At 45.5% G+C, this 20,275-nt stretch carries 15 protein-coding genes and 1 riboswitch; of the genes, 5 read left to right on the forward strand and 10 right to left on the reverse strand.

The genetic code is table 11. The features are described from left to right. Positions 1 to 2 precede the first annotated feature (2 nt). The 9 genes from mshE to VIA_RS20675 form a co-directional block, all read right to left on the reverse strand. Entirely contained in the window at positions 3 to 1,727 is a 1,725-nt protein-coding gene (gene mshE, locus VIA_RS20635) for an MSHA fimbrial ATPase MshE (RefSeq protein WP_004415763.1), read from the reverse strand. Further along, positions 1,717 to 2,775 carry a tetratricopeptide repeat protein gene (locus VIA_RS20640; RefSeq protein ID WP_004415764.1) on the reverse strand — a complete coding sequence of 353 codons (1,059 nt, stop codon included), beginning with the start codon at positions 2,773 to 2,775 and terminating at the stop codon, positions 1,717 to 1,719. Before VIA_RS20640 ends, mshE begins: the two co-directional genes overlap by 11 nt. Before the next feature lie 3 nt (positions 2,776 to 2,778). Next, positions 2,779 to 3,618 (reverse strand): ExeA family protein, encoded by an 840-nt coding sequence (locus VIA_RS20645; protein WP_004415765.1) that lies wholly within the window; start codon positions 3,616 to 3,618, stop codon positions 2,779 to 2,781. Between the two features lie 5 nt (positions 3,619 to 3,623). Beyond that, the gene (gene mshL / locus VIA_RS20650) at positions 3,624 to 5,282 is read right to left on the reverse strand and encodes a pilus (MSHA type) biogenesis protein MshL (RefSeq protein WP_004415766.1); all 1,659 of its coding nucleotides are present in this window, start codon (positions 5,280 to 5,282) and stop codon (positions 3,624 to 3,626) included. A 15-nt stretch (positions 5,283 to 5,297) separates the two neighbouring features. Beyond that, complete coding sequence (locus tag VIA_RS22290) at positions 5,298 to 5,624, reverse strand: hypothetical protein (RefSeq protein ID WP_004417701.1); 327 nt, start codon at positions 5,622 to 5,624, stop codon at positions 5,298 to 5,300. Continuing rightward, complete coding sequence (pilO, locus tag VIA_RS20660; protein ID WP_004415767.1) at positions 5,617 to 6,267, reverse strand: type 4a pilus biogenesis protein PilO; 651 nt, start codon at positions 6,265 to 6,267, stop codon at positions 5,617 to 5,619. The genes VIA_RS22290 and pilO overlap by 8 nt, the downstream gene beginning before the upstream one ends. After that, entirely contained in the window at positions 6,267 to 7,706 is a 1,440-nt protein-coding gene (locus VIA_RS20665) for a hypothetical protein (RefSeq protein WP_004415768.1), read from the reverse strand. Before VIA_RS20665 ends, pilO begins: the two co-directional genes overlap by 1 nt. An 8-nt stretch (positions 7,707 to 7,714) precedes the next feature. Beyond that, positions 7,715 to 9,724 carry an RNase E specificity factor CsrD gene (csrD, locus tag VIA_RS20670; protein WP_004415770.1) on the reverse strand — a complete coding sequence of 670 codons (2,010 nt, stop codon included), beginning with the start codon at positions 9,722 to 9,724 and terminating at the stop codon, positions 7,715 to 7,717. Positions 9,725 to 9,887: 163 nt separating this feature from the next. Then, on the reverse strand, positions 9,888 to 10,424 hold the full coding sequence (locus VIA_RS20675; protein ID WP_004415771.1) for a single-stranded DNA-binding protein: 537 nt from the start codon (positions 10,422 to 10,424) through the stop codon (positions 9,888 to 9,890). A 281-nt stretch (positions 10,425 to 10,705) separates the two neighbouring features. Between VIA_RS20675 and VIA_RS20680 the strand changes: the two genes are divergently transcribed. From VIA_RS20680 to VIA_RS20695, 4 genes are all read left to right on the forward strand, one after another. Further along, positions 10,706 to 11,353 (forward strand): LuxR C-terminal-related transcriptional regulator, encoded by a 648-nt coding sequence (locus tag VIA_RS20680; protein ID WP_004415773.1) that lies wholly within the window; start codon positions 10,706 to 10,708, stop codon positions 11,351 to 11,353. Positions 11,354 to 11,466: 113 nt separating this feature from the next. Next, positions 11,467 to 12,342, forward strand: a complete 876-nt coding sequence (gene galU, locus VIA_RS20685) for a UTP--glucose-1-phosphate uridylyltransferase GalU (RefSeq protein WP_004415774.1) — start codon at positions 11,467 to 11,469, stop codon at positions 12,340 to 12,342. A gap of 131 nt (positions 12,343 to 12,473) precedes the next feature. Further along, positions 12,474 to 15,296, forward strand: a complete 2,823-nt coding sequence (gene uvrA, locus VIA_RS20690; protein ID WP_004415775.1) for an excinuclease ABC subunit UvrA — start codon at positions 12,474 to 12,476, stop codon at positions 15,294 to 15,296. Between the two features lie 67 nt (positions 15,297 to 15,363). Next, a complete protein-coding gene (locus VIA_RS20695) occupies positions 15,364 to 17,136 on the forward strand; it encodes a PglL family O-oligosaccharyltransferase (RefSeq protein WP_004415776.1) in 1,773 nt (590 codons plus the stop codon). Between the two features lie 45 nt (positions 17,137 to 17,181). Here the strand turns inward: VIA_RS20695 and VIA_RS20700 are convergent, their stop codons facing one another. After that, the gene (locus VIA_RS20700; RefSeq protein ID WP_004415777.1) at positions 17,182 to 18,303 is read right to left on the reverse strand and encodes a pyridoxal-phosphate-dependent aminotransferase family protein; all 1,122 of its coding nucleotides are present in this window, start codon (positions 18,301 to 18,303) and stop codon (positions 17,182 to 17,184) included. A gap of 223 nt (positions 18,304 to 18,526) precedes the next feature. Next, positions 18,527 to 18,703: riboswitch (Lysine riboswitch) on the forward strand. A gap of 114 nt (positions 18,704 to 18,817) precedes the next feature. On the opposite strand from VIA_RS20700, the gene lysC reads away from it, so the two are divergent. Continuing rightward, the gene (gene lysC / locus VIA_RS20705; RefSeq protein WP_004415778.1) at positions 18,818 to 20,170 is read left to right on the forward strand and encodes a lysine-sensitive aspartokinase 3; all 1,353 of its coding nucleotides are present in this window, start codon (positions 18,818 to 18,820) and stop codon (positions 20,168 to 20,170) included. The last annotated feature ends 105 nt before the right edge of the window (positions 20,171 to 20,275 follow it).

Raw genomic sequence — 20,275 nt, forward strand, 5'->3', positions numbered from 1 at the left:
GCCTACATATAGATTGCTTGTTCAAAGCCAGATGAGTTTCCCTCACCCAAGCTCATCACTTCACTGAAACTCACAACACCATCAAGAGCAAGCTCCATTGCCGAAGCAAGCAGAGGTTTGTAGTTTTCAGACTGACGGGCTACACGAGAAAAGCCGACTGCATCGTTTGCTCTAAGCATATCCATCATATCCTGCTCTAATTCCAACAACTCAAACACACCAATTCGTCCGCGATACCCCGTCAAGTTACAGTTTTGACAGCCCCGCCCTTTAACAAATTGGCGACCGACTTGATTCGGGAAACGCTGGGCAAGCCACTGTTTACGAGCATCATCAAGGTGCTCTTCCGTCTTACAATCAGGACATACTTTGCGTACTAAGCGCTGCGCGACAACAGCTCGTACCGCACTGGCAACCAAATAACCGGGCGCGCCCATATCCATCATCCGCAGTGCACTATCTACCGCATCATTGGTATGCAAAGTACTTAACACTAAGTGACCGGTTAACGCAGCCCTCAAACCAATTTCAACCGTTTCTTGATCACGCATCTCCCCGACTAAGATGATGTCTGGATCTTGACGAAGGAAAGTTCTTAGTACGGTTGAGAAATCTAGGTCAATTTTTGGATTCACTTGCACCTGGCAAACACGAGGTAAGCGATATTCTACCGGGTCTTCCGCGGTAATGATCTTTTTCCCCGGCTGATTAAGCTCACTTAGCGCCCCGTACAAAGTGGTGGTTTTGCCTGAACCTGTAGGGCCTGTAACCAGAATCATGCCATGCGGACGTCGAAGCTGACGACGCAAGCGTTCGAGCAGGTGACTAGGAATACCGGACTGCTCCAGTTTTCGCACACCCGATGACTGATTGAGCAAACGCATAACCACCGACTCACCGTGCTGTACTGGTAGCGTCGACATACGAATATCAACCGATTGCCCTTTGGCGCGGATGTTAAAACGGCCATCTTGTGGTAAGCGTTTCTCCGAGATATCTAGGTTTGCCATTAACTTGAGACGTAACACCAGTGCCGAGGCGATATTAACCTCATTAAGCAAGGTTTCGTGCAGCACGCCATCAATACGTTGGCGTAAGCGTAATACATTAGCATCAGGCTCGATGTGAATATCCGAAGCACCAACTTGAATCGCATCTTCAAACAAAGAGTTGATTAGTTTTACAACGGTCACTTCTTCACTGTCATCGCCTTCGATATTAAAATCAAAAGCCTCAGTAACTTGGTGCTCTGCTTGCAATTGCTCAGCAAACGACGCAATTTCTTTGGTACGTCGGTAGTAACGGTCAAAGCCGTCAACCAATTGCTTCTCTGGTGCAATCACAAACTCGATGGCATATTGACCTAACTGCCCCAAAAGTGCTTCTTGAGCAAACAGATCTGCTGGATCACTCATCGCTACACGCAAGGTATCCATCTGGCGACCAATCACCAGTGCACGTAAACGACGTGCATGCACTTCTGGCAGAAGTTGAACCGCTTCGACATCGACATCTGCACGGCTTAAATCAATCAGGGGAATATCAAGCTGCTGAGACAAAAACGTCAGCATTTGATGTTCAGAGAGAAAACCTAACTCGATCAGCGCCGCACCCAACTTTCGTCCGGTTGTTTTCTGCGAATTTAGCGCTTGTTCAACTTGGTGCTCAGTAATGATGCCTTCTTCGACTAATAGGTCACCAAGTCGCTTTCTAAGTTTAATTTTCACTCGGTTGTTCCTCTAAACGGCCAATCAAAGTTAATCGATCACGAATAAATTGCTGAGTTTGACTCGATAAACCAAGCTTGGTAATCGCTTGCTGATAAGAGGCCTTAGCTAAATCAAGATCAAATGCGCGCTCTTGTTGGATACCTAACCCTAACCACCAACGACCACTTTCTGGCTCTCTCTCGACCAACTTTTGGTAACTTTGTAGTGCTAAATCATCCTGCTTTGCTTTCTGAGCTAACACCGCACGCAGCGACAGGTATTCTACCGAAGCAGACTCTGGCAATGTGCTTAGTACGGTCAATGCGGCTTCACCTTGCTTTTCCTTCATCAGCATCTTGGCTAACGAGAGTCTAAGCTCGGCATTACTTGGTTCTAGAGCGATGCCTTTTTGCAAGATTTCAGCGGCTTTGCGAACCTCACCTTTACCGTAATAGAGTGCCGATAGACGCCTACGCACTTCATCATTGGATGGCGTGTAACGAAGAGCCTCATGATAATTTTGCAAAGCCTCAGCCAAATTATTGCTGTCTAAGGATTTCTTTGCTCGCTCTTGTGCCTTTTTAGAGAGTTGTTGTGGCGTAAGCTCTACCTGCTCGATAACCACTTCACCATTTTTCACCAACGGCGCTGGTTTTGCTTTATCGGCACTATTAACTTGAGCAAGCAATATTGGTTGTGGTTTAGTGACTGCTCGCGGCGTTTCAGCTTTTTGACCAACAGCCTTAGACCCAGTGTTCGCTAACTCTTCACGAACTGGCGCTGAGTGATAAATCAGCTGTTGTTCGGTATTTACTTTACTTGTCGGAGAGACCATCGCACTGTGGCTTGATCCTGATTCAGGAATGGAAAGCGCTTGTGGGTGTACAACAACCTCTTGCTGAGAAACCGCCCAACCTCCAACAGCTAGACTTAAACCAAAACTTCCTACCACCCAAGGTAGAATGGCTCTCTGCTTAACTGGCTTTACTTCAGCCTTTGATATGCCTTCAGAGCAAACGGATTTTTTATTGGCCAATTCTGATAGTGCATTATTCATCGCACTCATGGTTTAACTCCAGCCCCACAATCGCGGGCTTTTAAATTTAGGTTTACAACTATCGTAAGTGTCATGGACAGCGTGGAATAAGCAAGCATTGGTGACACTTTTCGATTTTTTGCTAAAGGCTAACACTAGAGCTTTATGACAAATCTGATTGATCAACCTTGGATAGCCCTTACTGGCTCGCCATATCGCTTTCTTCTGGCTGAGCGACAACAAAGAGACCTCTCCGCCTGATTTTGACAATCGGTTATCGATATAAGCGACAGCTTCATCTAACGTCAGTCCTCTTAACTGAGCACTAAAAGTAATTCTCTGCCGTAATTGTCGCAGATGATGCTGCGACAAACGCTCATCAAGCTCAGGTTGACCAAATAAGACAATTTGCAGTAGTTTGTCTTGCTCGGTTTCCAAGTTACCAAACAACCTAAGTACTTCTAACGCGTCATCACTTAACGCCTGCGCCTCATCAACAAGCACGACCACTTGCAAGCCGTCTCGTGCCAACTCAATTAACCGGCGTTGAATATCATCAACAATCGATGTCACATCTATCGACTCAATACCCAGCTCTTTTGCTACCGCAACTCTTAAGCGGTCCCCATCAAGGGCTGGATTAGGTAAAAAAACCAGCTGTACGTGCGGCTTAAAGTGCTTAGCCATCACACGACAAACCATGGTTTTACCCGTTCCTACCTCTCCCGTCACTTTGATCAAACCCTCACCCATTTCAAGTGCGGCATTGACGGTCTGAATCGCTTCATAGTGCGGCGCCAATCCTAGAAACAGCTCCGTATCAGGAGTCAGATGAAAAGGCTGCGATTCAAAACCAAAGTGTTCGAGGTACATTTCAATTACTGCTCGTCAGGAAACCACTCTTGTAACAGATCACGTGAACGCTCTAACTCTTTTTGCCACGTATTCACACCAACAACGGAAGGCTTAAGTAAAATCACGAGCTCCGTTTTCTGCGTCAACTTTGTCGTATTACGGAACAAATGACCTAAAGCGGGTATATCGCCTAAGAATGGAACCTTTGAAACCTGATCGATGGTGTTGGACTTCATCAAGCCACCAATCACAACCACATCACCATCTTGGGCGCGAATCACAGAGTCCGATTCACGAATCGAACTGCGCGCTAATGGCAAGGTAATACTGGTGTTACCGTAGCCAATCTCTTTCACTTGCTCATCAACATCAATCACCGCTGGGTGCACATGCAATAGCACATTACCTTGGTCATCGATTTGCGGTGTAACATCAAGAGAAATACCTGAGAAGAAAGGGGTCAGTTCGACTTCTGGTGAAGGCTCTGAGTTATCACCACTACCCACGACACTAGAAAGATCGGTCACGTAGTACTCATCAGTACCCACTTTAATCACCGCTTTCTGGTTATTTGATGCTGTCACTCGAGGGCTAGATAGAACATTTAAGTCGCCCTGAGTTGCCATAAAGCTCAGTACCGCCTCAAAGCTACCGCTTGAAATAACTAGGTTAGACTGACCACCGAGTAAAGTTCCAATCGCATCTAAACCAGGTAGAGCGGCTGGAATGATACTGCCGCTAGCATCTTTAACGATCGAACCCTGACCGATAGTGTAGTTGGTGCCGTTTGAGCTGAAGGCTTTCGACCAATTAATACCTTGCTGATAACCATCACTCAGTGTGACTTCGAGAATTTTAGCCTCAAGAATAACTTGGCGATGCATACGCTGCTGGGAAATACCTAAGAAGCTACGAACCTCACGAATTTCATCTGGGTACGCTCTAATAGTAATGACACTCGCTTGAGGCGTTACAACAACACTTTGCCCATTTCCAGAGCCAATCAGCTGTGATACCGCGACTTCTAGCTGAGGCCAGAAATCACTTTCATTAGTGGTTTCAATTTCAGTGCCGCCCTTCGCTGTACTGGTTGAGCTCGAAGAAGAACTTGACGACGAACTCGAAGAGTTGGAAGAAGATGAGTCCGATGAACCTGTGTCTGTATTGGTAATGGTGCCTGTTGAAATAGAAGTTAAAGAGCGTCCGACACGCTTAAATTGGAGGTAATCAACAGGGATGGTCACCGTACGCAGGCCAGCAGGGTAGACTTGGATAACATTACCCGTTTTCACAATGTCATAGCCGTACATATCCTGAACGACCGATAGCACCTCATCTAATGAAACATCCGTTAGATTGACCGTAATCATGCCACTGACTTGGGGGTGAATCGCAGCACTAAACTGGGTACCTTTAACTAAGCTGGCAAAAAACGCCTTAGCTTCGACTTGATTAGCCTTAATTCTGAAGCGCTTGATTGTTTGTGTTGTAACGAGCTCTTCACCATTCAATTCTGGCATAAGGTCAGCCTCTACCGATGGCGGCAGTGTTTCAAGGCTACGGCTGTTGTTTTCATTGATCGCTTGATTCAATGCACTTTTCGCTTCAACTGGGTCTCGGTGCCCCATTGAGCAACCAGCTAATAGTGATGTAATGGTTATTGCTATAGCGAGTTTACGCATATATTTCTACTGACCTTACTGTTTTACGTCCAGAGTGAATAATTCTAACTTCCACTGCTTACCACTACGGGATAAGGTGACCACTTCTGGTTCAATCCGATTAACTCGATAACCACTGACGCTCTCGCCAGCTAATACCACTTTGCCACTTAAGATCGCACGACACTTGCCCACTTCAGAACAGACAATACTTTGCAGACTGGGCAGAGGCTTCCTTACTACTTTAGGTGTCGCGGTTGCTTGGTTAGGTTGCTGCCAGCCTAACGGCGCTGTGGGATCCTTTGACGCCCAAACATTTAACGAGATGAGTACGCATAAAGCTGTTAGCCATGTTTTAGCCACCGATAAACTCCTGCCTTGTGCCTAGGGTGTAAACTTCAAGTACTAACCGAGCGGTAGGGTACTCTTCTACTGAGTACTGAAAAGCTCGCCAATAGTATTTTACCGGTAGGCTTTCCAACGTTTCTAGGTACTCGACGATCGCAAAGTAACTCCCGGTCAACTCAATCTTAACAGGGTGTAAATAGTAGCTAGAAAATGACTTATTTTTTTCATCGCTAACAATCGACTCAGCATTCATCGACTCTAAAGAGACAAGGCGTAAGCCTTTGGTTCCCGCTAGCACATCTTCTAGTAACTGAGCCATTTCACTCGGCGCTATCAAGCTTTCCACAATCTCAGCCAGCTGCTGAGAAAGCACCTGACTTTCCGTCATTAATCGCTTGTATTCTAAGTTCAGTTCTTGATCAGGATCTTTCTTTAGTTTAGCTGTCATCACCAGAATGTCTGCTTCCAGCCTCTGAGTGCTTAGTTTGGTATTCGAGATCTGCTTGTATAGCGACTGAGTACTTTTTAGCGCAGGTTCAACCACAAAAGTGAATAGACATAAAATGATAATGACAAAACCACACAGCGCCACTAGCCACTTTTCGCGCAGACTCATTTGAGTAAACTTCTCACTCCACTGCTGCCAATACTGCTGCATTACTTGCTCTCCTGCTTCGTTTTAAGCTCGAAAGTAATAATATCGTGCTCATTTCGGCCTATCTTTAATTTTTCAAAGCTACGCCCGACCAGGTTAATTTCACTTTTAAATTGGTTGACCCAATTTGGAATCGATTTCGCTTCTCGCGCCAGCCCTTGCAAATCAAGAGTTGTCGCATCAATAAAGATTGAACTTAAAGAGATATCATCGCGGCCAAGTTCAGAAAGGGAACGCATCACACCGGAGTAACCCTGTTGCTGAGAGTCATCAAACTCTCCAACGGCATCTAAAGAATTACGTTTTGCCTCAATTTCGAGTTTCAGTCTGGCTACTGCAGCAACTTTAGCAGCCGTCGGCTTATGTTTAGCAAGACGCTCCTCAAGACTGGTCACCTGTTGTTTAAACTCAGCTTCCTGAGCTCTAAATAACTGCAACTCTTGCTCTAACTGACTCTTTTGAAACTGGAAGTAACTCGCACTTAGCAGTAATACTGCCGCGACGGCGCCCCACCCAACAGCGACATTTTTTAGGGTAAGGTAGTCTTTTTTCGGCTTGAGCTCTGCGGGAAATAGATTCACCTCAGCATGGTGAATATCACTAAGCATCGCCGCTAAAATGGGGCCGGACTCTTGTTCAGAGTCAGACAAGGCAGCAACTTTAACATTCAGCCTATCGCTCAATGCTAGCACTATCTCTTGCTGCTCTTCTTCATCACAGCAAACTTGCATTTGATGTAACGAAGCTCCTCTCAATTGAGATGAAAGGTAGTCAATAGAGCGCTGTAACTCCAGCGCAATACCATCAAGCTGTAAAACGCTACTTGCAACACCCGTTAATGGCGGCGTTACCCCACGAATAGTCCGTTGAAATGCGCATTGCTTTTCAACGTAGGCGCTGACACGAAATTGGCCTCTTTTACTGCGCTGTAGCAATAAGAAATTGGATTTGTCGCCAGCTGTATGTCCCCAGATTTCATCTTCAACCAATACTCGACCAAGCTCTATGCCCAGCTTCGTCAATGATTCGTATAGACCAACAATAAGCGCTCGAGAAACAACATAGACTTGTCGTTTAGTGCTTAGCGGTAAAGGAGCAGAATCAGCGACAATCTCGGTAATGCGCTCACTAATAATTTCCTTGAGTAGGAAAGGCAATGCGCTAGAGATCTCTTCGTCAGGAACGTTAGGTTTCTCGATTTGATAAGTTTGATACAGATTAGAGTGAAGAACGACATCCAGTGACACATCAGAAATATTGCGCTCACGGAGGACTTTGACTAACGCCTCTTGCCAAGGAATATTATCAAACGGAACCTGTTGTGGTAGGTCATTTCCCACTGCCGACGAGAAAAAAAGTGCACTTGGCTGCACTACAACACCGATGCGTGCTGCAGTTTGCTTGCTGTTTTTAAATTTACCGAGCAGGGCTTGAATATTCATTTAGTTATTTACGTTTTCCGCCAACGATTACGTCGACCAACCTGAACTTTATTCGGTGTGGCGACGACACTCTGTTTCACTGTTTGTTTAGGTAGTAGCTGTTGCTCTGCTTCTAAATAACGCCCTTGTATGCCGTGTACACCTAACTCAATGACAGTTTGGTGCTCTTGTTTATTATCGACACCAACAGCAACAACCTGAGTCTTTAATCCGGCACACGCCCCTAATAAACTGCGAACAAACAGCTGATTTTCATGGCGCTGGTCAATTCTCTTCACTAGGCTACGATGCAGTTTTAAATGACTTACCGGTAACTCTTTTAGATAGTGTGTACTGACTATTGAACGACCCGCTTGACCAATAGCAACCTGACAGCCTAATCCAGCCAGCATTTTTATCACTGGGCGCATATAATCAAGATGCTGAACGACTTTCGCTTCAGCAAACTCAAAAATCAACCTTACCCGTAGCTCCGATGAAATCTGTAGCAGCTCATCCCTAAACCACTTGAAGTAGTTTCGATCCGCAAAAGGTACCACATGCAGGTTAATTGCGTAACGGTTTGAATCCCTTGAATCTTTTAAATATTGCGTAATTGCTACAATAGCCGCTTTATCAAGCACACCTTCATAACCAACCGATTCAACCGCTGAATTAAATCGAGACGCTTTCATCACGCCATTTTCTGGATCGTTAATGCGAGCAAATAACTCTAGGTGATCAACTCGCTTCTCTTTCTGCTCATCGAGCATGTAACAAGACTGAGAGAAGACGTAAAGTTGATCGGGTTTCAAAATTTGGTCAAGTAGCGTTCTCCAACGGACACTACCTCGTTCTTCGGTCTGCGACGTATGCTTTTGAAACCGACTCCAAGTATTATTACACTGTAATTGTGCACTTTTCAGCGCGGTTTCAGCTTCATCAATAATTCTAGTTGGACTTTCGCCTTCGTGATACATACTCACACCAACATGTACCCAATCATCAAGCGCTAAAGGTTGAGGCGGCTGAATTTTTGCCAACTGTTTTAGACATTGCGTAGCGATATTTGAGACGTCTTTACTTGATAAGTTCGGGGCAAAAATCGCAAAATCTGAGCTGAAGTAGCGAGATAAGATGACATCGGGATAGCGCTGAATAACATTATTGAGCCCCTCTCCGACTTGCACTAAGAAGTCATTCGCAATCTGCTTACCCTGCTCCTCTTCGACATCATCCCAATCATTAATTCGCAGCAGCAGCACACCACCTTGCGAGCCATGCTCTGAAAGTGCTGACTCTAATTTACTATCAAATAGAATCCGATTTGCCGTCCCTGTCAGTTGGTCTAAGAAAGTTTGGGTTCGAATAAAGGTATCAAATCGACTGCGCTCTTGACGGGCATCTTGTAACTCTTCAATTAACCGATCAAGTGCTTCACTTGCGGTATAAGGCCACTCTCGAAGATCCCCTTGAGCGTATTCCTCGACGCGACCAGCCAATATCATTCGACCACGCTCTTCAAGCAACTCGGAGCCAAGTAGCTGTTCTTTCAGCCACTTCAAACCTTGCATCAAGCAAAATACGATTAACGCAACGGCAAGTGTGATTGACCACAAGGCCTGCATGGAATATCCATATCCGATATAAGGCGGCACCGCTTTGAAGCGAATACTGTAGCCATCATTACGCTCAAGTATGTATTCGGCTTGATATAAAAGAGCAGCATCAACTTTAGACGAAGTATCTTTAAAGCGATAAATCACGCCATAAGATGAGAGCAGTTCCATCTCTACGATATTGGAGGCTTGCAGCATTTTGGGCATCCAACGCTGCATAGAATAAGCAGCATCTGGATCTTCCATCTCTTTATCAACAACGTCGACAATCCCTTGCAAAGAGTGATCGAGATACTCTTGCCCCAAACGTTTAAAGGATAAAGTACCTCCCAAGAATAGGATAAACATGGCACTAATAACGATGACCGTTACAAACGCAACCAAACGCGTACTTAACTTTAAGGTAGGGGTATACCTCATCAATGAAAATCCTTTTTCTACCGCAGAAACTTGTTGTCAGGATGGCTGCCCATATAGAACAAATATACTACCTAATAAGTAAAACCTATAACTTATTGAGGTTTATCTTAGCCAATATATAAAAAAGCCGCGACATGCGCGGCTTTTTTTCAATAACAGACACTTAGAATGGGATGTCGTCATCAAAATCCATAGGCGGCTCATTGTATTGAGGCTGAGCTTTCTGCGGCTGAGACTGTGGTTGCTGTTGTTGAGCAGGTTGGTGCTGCATTGGCTGCTGAGGTTGTCCCCAACCACCTTGCTGTGGCTGAGACTGACCCATGCCTTGCGCTGGAGCGCCACCTTGAGCGCGGCCACCTAGCATTTGCATTACGCCGTTAAAGCCTTGCACGACCACTTCTGTTGTGTAGCGGTCTTGACCACTTTGATCTTGCCACTTACGTGTTTGCAATTGACCTTCAACGTATACTTGCGAACCTTTGCGTAGGTATTCGCCTGCAACTTCAGCCAGCTTGCCAAACAGAGCCACACGGTGCCATTCTGTTTTTTCACGCTGCTCGCCCGTTGCTTTGTCACGCCATGACTCAGACGTTGCGATAGTGATGTTTGCCACAGCACCGCCGCTCGGCATGTAACGTATTTCTGGGTCAGAACCCAGATTTCCGACTAAAATAACTTTGTTAACTCCACGGCTAGCCATGTTTCGCTCCGTCCAAATAGGTATTGATGTAGAAATAGCGCAATAGGATAACACGCTTTCCGTTTGGTACAAATCTTCCTACCAACAATGTCCATTTGCCTTCCACAACAACATTGCTCCGCGCCAATTTTTAGAGGGCGTTCAAGGTTTATCTGGTCTGAGTAATCGATAAATTACTTTCAAATATGAAATTAAACGCAAAGAGCACACCAAAATTCGCACTCTAGTGCCGCATGCTCCACCCTATCAAAAAATATAAAACGTCAGCATGCGAGGAAATTATGGCTAAGAACATTTACAGCAGAACCCTTTACTTTTTGGGCGAAGACACCAACACCACTCACCCTGTTATCGATCAGATTGAACAACACATTGATATAGCTATCCCACGGATGGTCGCCGACGACTTATTGTTGGCAATGCAACAACACAAACACCGAATATTAATGATAGACCACCACGACTATACAAAAATTAAAAGCCAGTTACGCGACCTACCACTGGCTAATAAATCGTTTGAAACCATCGTCTTTAATGTCAGTCATCGCCTGACCACGGATGAGCTGCTCTCTTTTGGCCATCTCAAAGGGCTGTTCTATCAGAGTGATAAGATCGACCTTATCGCAAAAGGCTGTGAAGAGATCATTAATGGCGAGAACTGGTTACCAAGAAAAGTTGCATCACAATTACTGTTCCATTATCGCAATGTTGTCGATACGCATACCTCACCAGCGACTGTGGACCTAACCACTCGTGAAATACAGATCCTACGCTGTCTAATGGTAGGTTCTTCGAATATTCAAATCGCCGAAGATATGTTTATCAGTGAGTTCACCGTGAAGTCTCACCTACAGAAGATATTTAAAAAGCTATCGGTCAAGAATCGCGTTCAAGCGGCCGCATGGGCAAAGCAGCATATGCGCCCTTAACTGATTAACATGACACATTTTTGACTTCAGAATTGGCGTATTCATTATCTATTCATGCAAATCATGGTATGGTTGCGCCAGTTCAAAAATATAAAGAAAGTTAAGGTTTTATCATGATCAAAAAGTGCCTTTTCCCAGCAGCAGGCTACGGTACTCGCTTCCTACCAGCAACAAAGTCAATGCCAAAAGAGATGATGCCAGTCGTCAACAAACCATTGATCGAGTACGGCGTTGAAGAAGCGATTCAAGCTGGTATGGATGGTATGTGTATTGTTACCGGCCGTGGCAAGCATTCGATCATGGATCACTTTGATAAAAACTATGAACTTGAGCATCAGATCAGCGGCACCAATAAAGAAGAACTACTGGTTGATATCCGTGACATCATTGATACTGCTAACTTCACTTATATTCGTCAGCGTGAAATGAAAGGTTTAGGCCATGCGATCTTAACCGGTAAAGAGCTGATCGGTGACGAACCGTTTGCCGTAGTGCTTGCGGATGACCTATGTGTCAATGAGCAAGAGGGCGTATTAGCGCAAATGGTGGCGCTGTTTAAACAGTTCCGCTGCTCAATTGTTGCAGTACAAGAAGTACCTGCTGATGAAACACACAAGTACGGTGTCATTTCGGGTGAAATGATCAAAGACGACATCTATCGCGTTGACGACATGGTAGAAAAGCCAGAGCCTGGAACAGCGCCAAGCAATTTAGCGATTATTGGTCGTTATATCCTAACTCCAGATATTTTTGAACTGATCGAAAAAACCGAACCGGGTAAAGGTGGTGAGATTCAGATCACGGATGCACTACTGAAACAGGCAAAGGCAGGCTGTGTTCTGGCCTACAAATTTAAAGGTCAACGTTTCGACTGTGGTAGCGTAGAAGGTTACATTGAAGCAACCAATTACTGCTTCGAAAACTTATACCTAAAAGACACCAAAAAATCTGAATTAGACAAGCAACAAACCACTAAAGAACAAGCTTAACTGCAAATAGTGTGCATATATAAAAGGCGACTAACACAGTCGCCTTTACTGTTTTTTTATCCAGTATTTCTTTGCACATTTGTCACTCTATGTAATACTTAGCCCACTTGTTTTTGCATAGAGTGACGAGAATGGATCAGATAGAAGTCCGTGGCGCCCGAACCCACAACCTGAAAAATATAAATTTAACTATCCCTCGCGATAAGCTTACCGTTATTACAGGTTTATCTGGTTCAGGAAAATCTTCCTTAGCATTCGATACTCTCTATGCAGAGGGCCAACGTCGCTACGTTGAGTCACTTTCTGCCTACGCTCGTCAGTTTTTATCACTGATGGAAAAGCCTGATGTTGATCATATTGAAGGCTTATCTCCGGCAATCTCTATCGAGCAAAAATCAACATCGCATAACCCTCGTTCAACCGTCGGTACCATTACCGAAGTCTACGACTACTTGCGTTTGTTATACGCTCGAGTCGGTGAACCTCGTTGTCCAGAGCATCACACGCCACTTGCCGCGCAAACCATTTCTCAAATGGTTGATAAGGTTTTAGAGCTACCAGAAGGCTCAAAGATGATGCTATTAGCTCCTATCGTCAAAGAGCGCAAAGGTGAGCATGTTAAAACGCTCGAAAACCTAGCAGCACAAGGATTTATTCGCGCTCGCATTGATGGTGAAACATGCGATCTTTCTGATCCACCAACTCTTGAGCTACATAAGAAGCACACCATCGAAGTGGTGGTCGATCGCTTTAAAGTTCGTAGTGACCTTCAACAGCGTTTAGCCGAATCTTTTGAAACCACACTCGAACTATCGGGTGGTATTGCCGTTGTTGCGCCGATGGATGGTGAAGGCGAGGAAATCATATTCTCTGCTAATTTTGCCTGCCCATTATGTGGCTATAGTATGCAAGAGTTAGAGCCGCGTTTGTTTTCATTCAATAACCCTGCAGGGGCTTGCGGCACTTGTGATGGTTTAGGGGTGCAGCAATACTTTGATCCTGAGCGAGTGATCGCCGACGATGCATTAAGCTTGGCGGAAGGTGCTATACGCGGTTGGGATCAAAAGAACTATTACTACTTTCAGATGCTTTCCTCACTAGCCGAGCACTTTGGCTTCGACCTCAACGCGCCTTTTAAATCGCTGCCGAAAAAGACTCGTGACATCATACTTACTGGTTCAGGCCGAACAGAGGTTGAATTTAAGTATATTAATGACCGCGGTGATATTCGTGTTAAACGACACCCGTTTGAAGGCATCCTCAATACGCTCGAACGCCGTTACCGAGATACAGAATCTAACGCTGTTCGTGAGGATTTAGCCAAGTACATTTCAACCAAAACCTGTTCTAGCTGTGACGGTAGCCGACTTCGCTTGGAAGCGCGTAACGTCTTTATCGGCGATACCACGCTACCTCAAATCGTTGAGCTGAGTATCGCTGATGCTCTGGGCTTTTTTGCCACACTCAAACTTGAAGGTCAGCGCGCTCAAATTGCCGAAAAGGTAATGAAAGAGATAAATGACCGACTGCAATTCCTAGTAAATGTCGGACTTAACTACCTCAACTTATCCCGCAGTGCTGAAACGCTCTCCGGCGGTGAAGCGCAACGTATTCGACTGGCTAGCCAAATTGGCGCCGGTCTCGTCGGCGTGATGTACGTTCTTGATGAGCCGTCAATTGGCCTGCATCAACGTGACAATGAGCGCTTGCTGAAAACACTGACCCATTTGCGCGACCTGGGCAATACTGTACTTGTCGTAGAGCATGATGAAGATGCTATCCGTATGGCTGACCATGTGATTGATATTGGCCCAGGGGCTGGTGTACACGGCGGTAATATCGTTGCAGAAGGCACCATGGATCAGATCATTGCCAGCCCTAACTCATTAACAGGTCAATACCTCAGCGGTAAGAAAGAGATTGCGATACCGGAGTGCCGCACTCCTAAAGATAAGAAGAAGGTTGTCGAACTTATCGGGGCAACCGGCAACAACTTAAAAGATGTCACCCTAGAGATCCCTGTTGGCTTGTTTAGCTGTATTACCGGCGTCTCTGGCTCAGGAAAATCAACACTGATTAACGATACTTTCTTCAAAATCGCTCACACTCAGTTAAATGGAGCAACCACCGCAACTCCAGCACCTTACAAAAAGATCAAAGGTCTTGAGCATTTCGACAAAGTCATCGACATCGACCAAAGCCCAATTGGTCGTACACCACGTTCAAACCCTGCGACTTATACTGGCATTTTTACGCCAATTCGCGAGTTGTTTGCTGGTACACAAGAATCTCGTTCACGTGGTTATAAACCGGGCCGATTTAGCTTTAACGTGCGTGGTGGCCGCTGTGAAGCGTGTCAGGGTGACGGTGTGATTAAAGTTGAAATGCACTTTTTACCCGATGTTTACGTCCCTTGTGATGTGTGTAAAGGCAAGCGCTACAACCGAGAAACACTCGAAGTGCGTTACAAAGGCAGAACCATTGATGAAGTTCTAGAGATGACCGTTGAAGATGCTCGTGAGTTCTTCGATCCGGTTCCTGTGATTGCTCGTAAACTGCAAACTCTGATGGATGTCGGCCTGTCGTACATTCGCTTGGGCCAAGCGGCAACCACCTTGTCTGGTGGTGAAGCTCAGCGTGTCAAACTGGCCCGAGAGCTGTCTAAGCGTGATACAGGAAAAACCTTGTATATCCTCGATGAACCGACCACAGGTCTGCACTTCCATGATATCCAACAGTTGTTAACCGTGTTACATCGCTTACGTGACCACGGCAATACCGTTGTCGTGATCGAACATAATCTAGATGTGATCAAAACTGCCGATTGGATCGTCGACCTTGGACCAGAAGGCGGTCAAGGCGGAGGGGAAATAGTTGCAACTGGCACACCAGAAGATGTGGCCCAAGTCAAAGGGTCGCATACCGCTCGGTTCCTCAAGCCTATGTTAAAATAGCAAATAATTGTAAGATAAACAGACCAGTGCAGATCCACTGGTCTGTTTTTTTAAGGTGTTGTAATTTATGGCGACTACTCATGTAGCAGGAACGGAACTAGAATTCAGAGCAGCAAAGCCACCTTTGATTAAGCCATTCTTAGTTTCTATAGGCATTGTTTACTTGCTAGCAATGCACTTTTTTATGCCTAACCCAGGTGGTTCCGGTCTCGCTCTTGCGTTTAATTCAACCACTTGGCTTGCACTAAGTTTCACGATCGCTATCGGTCTGTACCAGTTCGGTACTCTGGGTAAATTCAGGTATAACAAACTTACCGTCGGCTTGTTTATCAACTGTGTGATGCTGACCATACCCGTTATCTATCACAATGCAGCCCCTTCTCTATCGACCGGAAAACTCCTCGCTCTTTGGAGCGGCTACCTACTGTTCGTTATTTTGCAGCAATTTCGTTTTAGTAATAAACAAAAACAGCGCTTGTTATGGTTTATCACTATCGCGGTATTCATTGAAGCACTCTTTGGCTGGGCACAATTCTTTGTTTTAGAGCCGGGCAATATCTTCGGTTACAATACCGTCAGCAATCGTCCTTATGGCATTTTCCAACAGCCCAATGTGATGGCAAGCTTTTTGGCAACAGGCCTTGCGCTATCTGGTTATCTACTGACACGCCACCCGACAAAGTATCAGCGCAAAGTCAGTGAAGTCGCTCTACTTTATCTGATGCCAGTGGCAACCATTCCGCTGTTAATCTTTTTAGCTTCTCGCACAGGTTGGTTAGCCGGAGTGCTCTCAGTAGGATTGTTACTGCCTTACATCTACAAATTTGCGACCAAAAAACGTTTCTTTGGTTGGTCGCTGGCCGTGGTTGCAGGCATCGCTATTGGACTGAGCACTAATATGATTGCTTCAGATCCTTCACTCGCCTCACAACGGACGAACTTGGAGAGCCCAAGACAATATACCTTCCCTCAGGCTCTCGACATGCTGATCGAAAAACCATTTACTGGTTATGGCTACGGTCGTTTCGAACCGGAATATATCGTCTACACAGCTCGTCAGCATCAACTCAATGAACGCTATAAGCCAGGGCTTGCAGCGATGGATCACCCACATAATGAACTGCTCTATTGGGGCGTCGAGGGAGGTCTGATACCCATACTTGCAATACTACTTGCTGCAACTCTGGTTTTAGTCCGCATCGTTCAGACCACACGAGGGACGCGTTTGGCTTTGTTTGCTCTGTTTGTACCGATCGTACTGCATAGCCAACTTGAGTACCCCTTTTATCACTCTGCTATCCACTGGATTACTTTCGTTATCTTGCTCTATTGGGTTGATCAAAGGGCAACGTCTTACCGACAGATATCATTGAGCTTTGTCTCGCAAACACTGTTGCGCGTATTCAGCTTGGTGATTCCAATCCTTGTTAGCTTCTTTATGCTCACCACGCTACATACCAATTACGTGTTAACCCAATTTGAACGCTCACAACCTAAGAACCCAGAACTATTGGAGCAAGTGACTAATCCGATCGTTTGGCAGGACAGATTTGATTGGGATATCTTCAGCACCTACCTCAATATTGGCTTGCACCAACAAGAGGCCAAATTTATTCAGCCTTATATCGATTGGTCTTTGGACATCATCAAAGATAAGCCTCGTCCGGCTTTTTACAATAATTTGATCTTGGCTTATCAGGGACTGGGCGAAACAGTCAAAGCGGAACAGATTCGACGCGAAGCACAATTTCTCTTCCCTGAGCGAGACTTTTCGCAGGTGTTCTATATTCCACCTAATGTTGATGCGTTAAAGGCTCAAAACGAGCAAGAGCAAAAATAAATAAAGGCGACCATTGGTCGCCTTTATTACTTCAGTCCCATAACGCTATTGAGCAAGAGACTCTTCCAGTGCGCGTAAACATAACGCAACATTTTCAGCGCGAGCACCGTAGCCCATTAAGCCGATGCGCCAAGCTTTACCCGCTAGCGCACCCAATCCTGCACCAATTTCTAAGTTATAAGTATTAAGTAGGTGGTTACGTACCTTAGCGTCATCAATACCTTGAGGAATATAAATCGCATTCAGTTGAGGTAAGCGCGAGCTCTCTTCAACGACAAATTCAAAACCTAGCTTTGCCAAACCTTGTTTGAGTTTCTCATGCATATCACGATGACGTTGCCAAGCATTCTCAAGTCCTTCATTTTTTAGAATCAACAGCGATTCATGCAGCGCATACAAGCTATTTACTGGTGCTGTGTGGTGGTAGCTACGTTTACCTTCACCGCTCCAATAACCTAGGACTAAACTTTGGTCGAGGAACCAACTCTGCACTGGTGTAGTACGAGACTGAATTTTCTCAATAGCGGCAGGAGAAAACGTCACTGGCGATAAACCAGGAACACAAGACAAACATTTTTGACTGCCAGAATAAACCGCGTCCAATTGCCACTCATCGACTTTCAGTGGCACTCCACCCAATGACGTTACTGCATCAACAATAGTTAGCACACCATATTGCTTCGCAAGCTTGCCAAGTGCCTCAGCATCACTGCAAGCGCCCGTAGATGTTTCTGCATGGACAAAGGCAAGCACTTTCGCGTCAGGGTTATCTTTCAGCGCTTGCTCAACTTTAGCCACTGATACGGGGGTTCCCCATTCATCATCAACCACCTCGGCAATCCCGCCAGCACGTACCACATTTTCACGCATTCGTTCACCAAACACGCCATTGCGACACACAATAACTTTTTCACCCGGTTCAATCAGGTTAACAAAACAGGTTTCCATTCCAGCGCTGCCCGGCGCTGACACGGCAATAGTAAATTCATTTTCGGTTTGAAAAGCGTATTTAAGTAGCGATTTAAGCTCGTCCATCATGCCAACAAACAATGGGTCTAAGTGGCCAACAGTTGGACGACTCAAAGCTTGTAGTACTTGAGGGGAAATATCGGAAGGCCCCGGCCCCATTAAAATTCGGTGTGGGGGAATAAAACTTTGAATCGTCATTGGCAGCTCCTTTTGAATAACTTTTTCATTCTATTTATTTTGCTTACCCACATTAATGCATATTTCCCCCACCAGCAATTAGCCCAAAGTCTTGAGGTCAAACCAGTGTCACAAGTTTGTTAATTTATAAATACGATAAAGTTACAAATTCCCGTTGACATGAGTCACAGAAAAACGTTCAATGCTGAGTATGTGGTGAATATTTATGCCGCATAGCAAATTATTTTGCAGAAGAGGAGCACTGCCCAGGTAGATATGTTGTGGAACCGCAAATCCAATACAGCATATTGAGGGGGAGTAGTGCCGAGGTAGATAAAAGTTGTGGCTTACGTCTATCGGTTGTTAGGGTTGAATCCCTACGACTGTCATCAGCCCAGTCTGATGATGAGCTTCTGAGGTATACCATTCAAATAAACACCTCTCTTTCGCTCAACTCTCTTCATCAAAGTAAAACATTGGATGTTGGTATAGCTACCAAATTATATATTTTCAGGAAGTCGTGGGAGAAAACGCTGTGAGCAGTTTTAATGTAGCTAAATTTGGTGGAACAAGTGTTGCGAATTTTGAAGCAATGAGCCGTTGTGCCGCTATTATTGAAAGCAACCCAAATACCAAACTCGTAGTCAGTAGTGCTTGTTCTGGAGTGACCAACTTACTGGTTGAACTGGCTAATGGTGTACAAGATCAAACTCGTCGCAGTGAAGTTCTAGCCAAACTGGCAGAGATCCACCAAGCCGTTCTAAACCAGCTAGAAGATGCAGCCCAAGCCGCGAGTGAAGTGTCAACTATTCTCGATACAGTGGCAAGCCTTGCTGAAGCCGCCTCTATTCAATCAAGTCACAAACTGACCGATCACCTTGTTGCGTGTGGCGAACTGATGTCGACCCATTTACTAACACAGCTAATGAAAGAGCGTGGTATCAAAGCGGTTCGATTCGACATCCGAGATGTGCTGCGTACTGATAGCAACTTTGGCAAAGCCGAGCCACTTTTAGACGATATCAGCGCACTCGCTCAGCAAAACTTAATACCACTGTGCCAAGCGCATGTTGTGATTACCCAAGGCTTTATCGGTTCGGATGAACAAGGCAATACCACGACATTAGGTCGTGGTGGTAGTGACTACAGCGCGGCATTAATTGCCGAAGCAGTGGAAGCATCAGGCTTAGAGATTTGGACAGATGTTCCGGGTATCTATACCACCGACCCTCGCATTGCCGCTAAAGCTTCGCCAATTGCAGAAATCAGCTTTAGCGAAGCATCAGAGATGGCGAACTTTGGCGCTAAGATTCTTCACCCATCGACATTACTGCCTGCACTGCGTCATGATATCCCTGTCTTTGTTGGCTCTTCAAAGCAGCCAGAGAAAGGCGGCACTTGGATTCGTCACCAAGTTGAAAGCTCACCGCTATTCCGTGCGCTCGCCCTACGCTGCAACCAAACCATGGTGACACTGCGCAGCGCCCAAATGTTCCACGCGTATGGTTTCTTGGCCAAAGTGTTTGAAATCTTAGCTAAGCATAAAGTCTCGGTAGACTTGATCACCACTTCAGAAATCAGTGTCTCACTCACACTCGATCAAACAGACACCTCTGGCGGAGCGCCGCAACTCCCTGAAGCCGCGCGCCTAGAGCTTGAAGAGTTATGTACTGTTGAAGTGGAACACAACCTCTGTCTGGTTGCCCTAATCGGTAACAATATGAGCGAAAGCAAAGGTTATGCGAAGCAAGTGTTTGGCACATTAGAAGACTTCAACCTACGTATGATTTGTTACGGTGCAAGTCCGCACAACCTGTGTTTCTTAGTCCATGAATCAGTCTCGAAGCAAGCGATTCAGAAACTACATACGGAATTGTTTGAAAAGTAGAGAAAAGAATAAAAAAAGGGTTGATGTGAAAGCATCAACCCTTTTTTTGTTGTCATTCCCGAGAGCGAGGGACGAGCGAGTTGGGGATCTCTTAAAGCAAGTAAC

This window comes from Vibrio orientalis CIP 102891 = ATCC 33934 (assembly GCF_000176235.1).
Classification (GTDB): domain Bacteria; phylum Pseudomonadota; class Gammaproteobacteria; order Enterobacterales; family Vibrionaceae; genus Vibrio; species Vibrio orientalis.

Bases quoted from the DNA above. Each gene is read 5' to 3' on its own strand.
- VIA_RS20640 (WP_004415764.1), bottom strand. From the start codon at position 2,775: ATGAGTGCGATGAATAATGCACTATCAGAATTGGCCAATAAAAAATCC.
- VIA_RS20645 (WP_004415765.1), bottom strand. From the start codon at position 3,618: ATGTACCTCGAACACTTTGGTTTTGAATCGCAGCCTTTTCATCTGACT.
- mshL (WP_004415766.1), bottom strand. From the start codon at position 5,282: ATGCGTAAACTCGCTATAGCAATAACCATTACATCACTATTAGCTGGT.
- pilO (WP_004415767.1), bottom strand. From the start codon at position 6,267: ATGCAGCAGTATTGGCAGCAGTGGAGTGAGAAGTTTACTCAAATGAGT.
- VIA_RS20665 (WP_004415768.1), bottom strand. From the start codon at position 7,706: ATGAATATTCAAGCCCTGCTCGGTAAATTTAAAAACAGCAAGCAAACT.
- csrD (WP_004415770.1), bottom strand. From the start codon at position 9,724: ATGAGGTATACCCCTACCTTAAAGTTAAGTACGCGTTTGGTTGCGTTT.
- VIA_RS20675 (WP_004415771.1), bottom strand. From the start codon at position 10,424: ATGGCTAGCCGTGGAGTTAACAAAGTTATTTTAGTCGGAAATCTGGGT.
- VIA_RS20680 (WP_004415773.1), top strand. From the start codon at position 10,706: ATGGCTAAGAACATTTACAGCAGAACCCTTTACTTTTTGGGCGAAGAC.
- galU (WP_004415774.1), top strand. From the start codon at position 11,467: ATGATCAAAAAGTGCCTTTTCCCAGCAGCAGGCTACGGTACTCGCTTC.
- uvrA (WP_004415775.1), top strand. From the start codon at position 12,474: ATGGATCAGATAGAAGTCCGTGGCGCCCGAACCCACAACCTGAAAAAT.
- VIA_RS20695 (WP_004415776.1), top strand. From the start codon at position 15,364: ATGGCGACTACTCATGTAGCAGGAACGGAACTAGAATTCAGAGCAGCA.
- VIA_RS20700 (WP_004415777.1), bottom strand. From the start codon at position 18,303: ATGACGATTCAAAGTTTTATTCCCCCACACCGAATTTTAATGGGGCCG.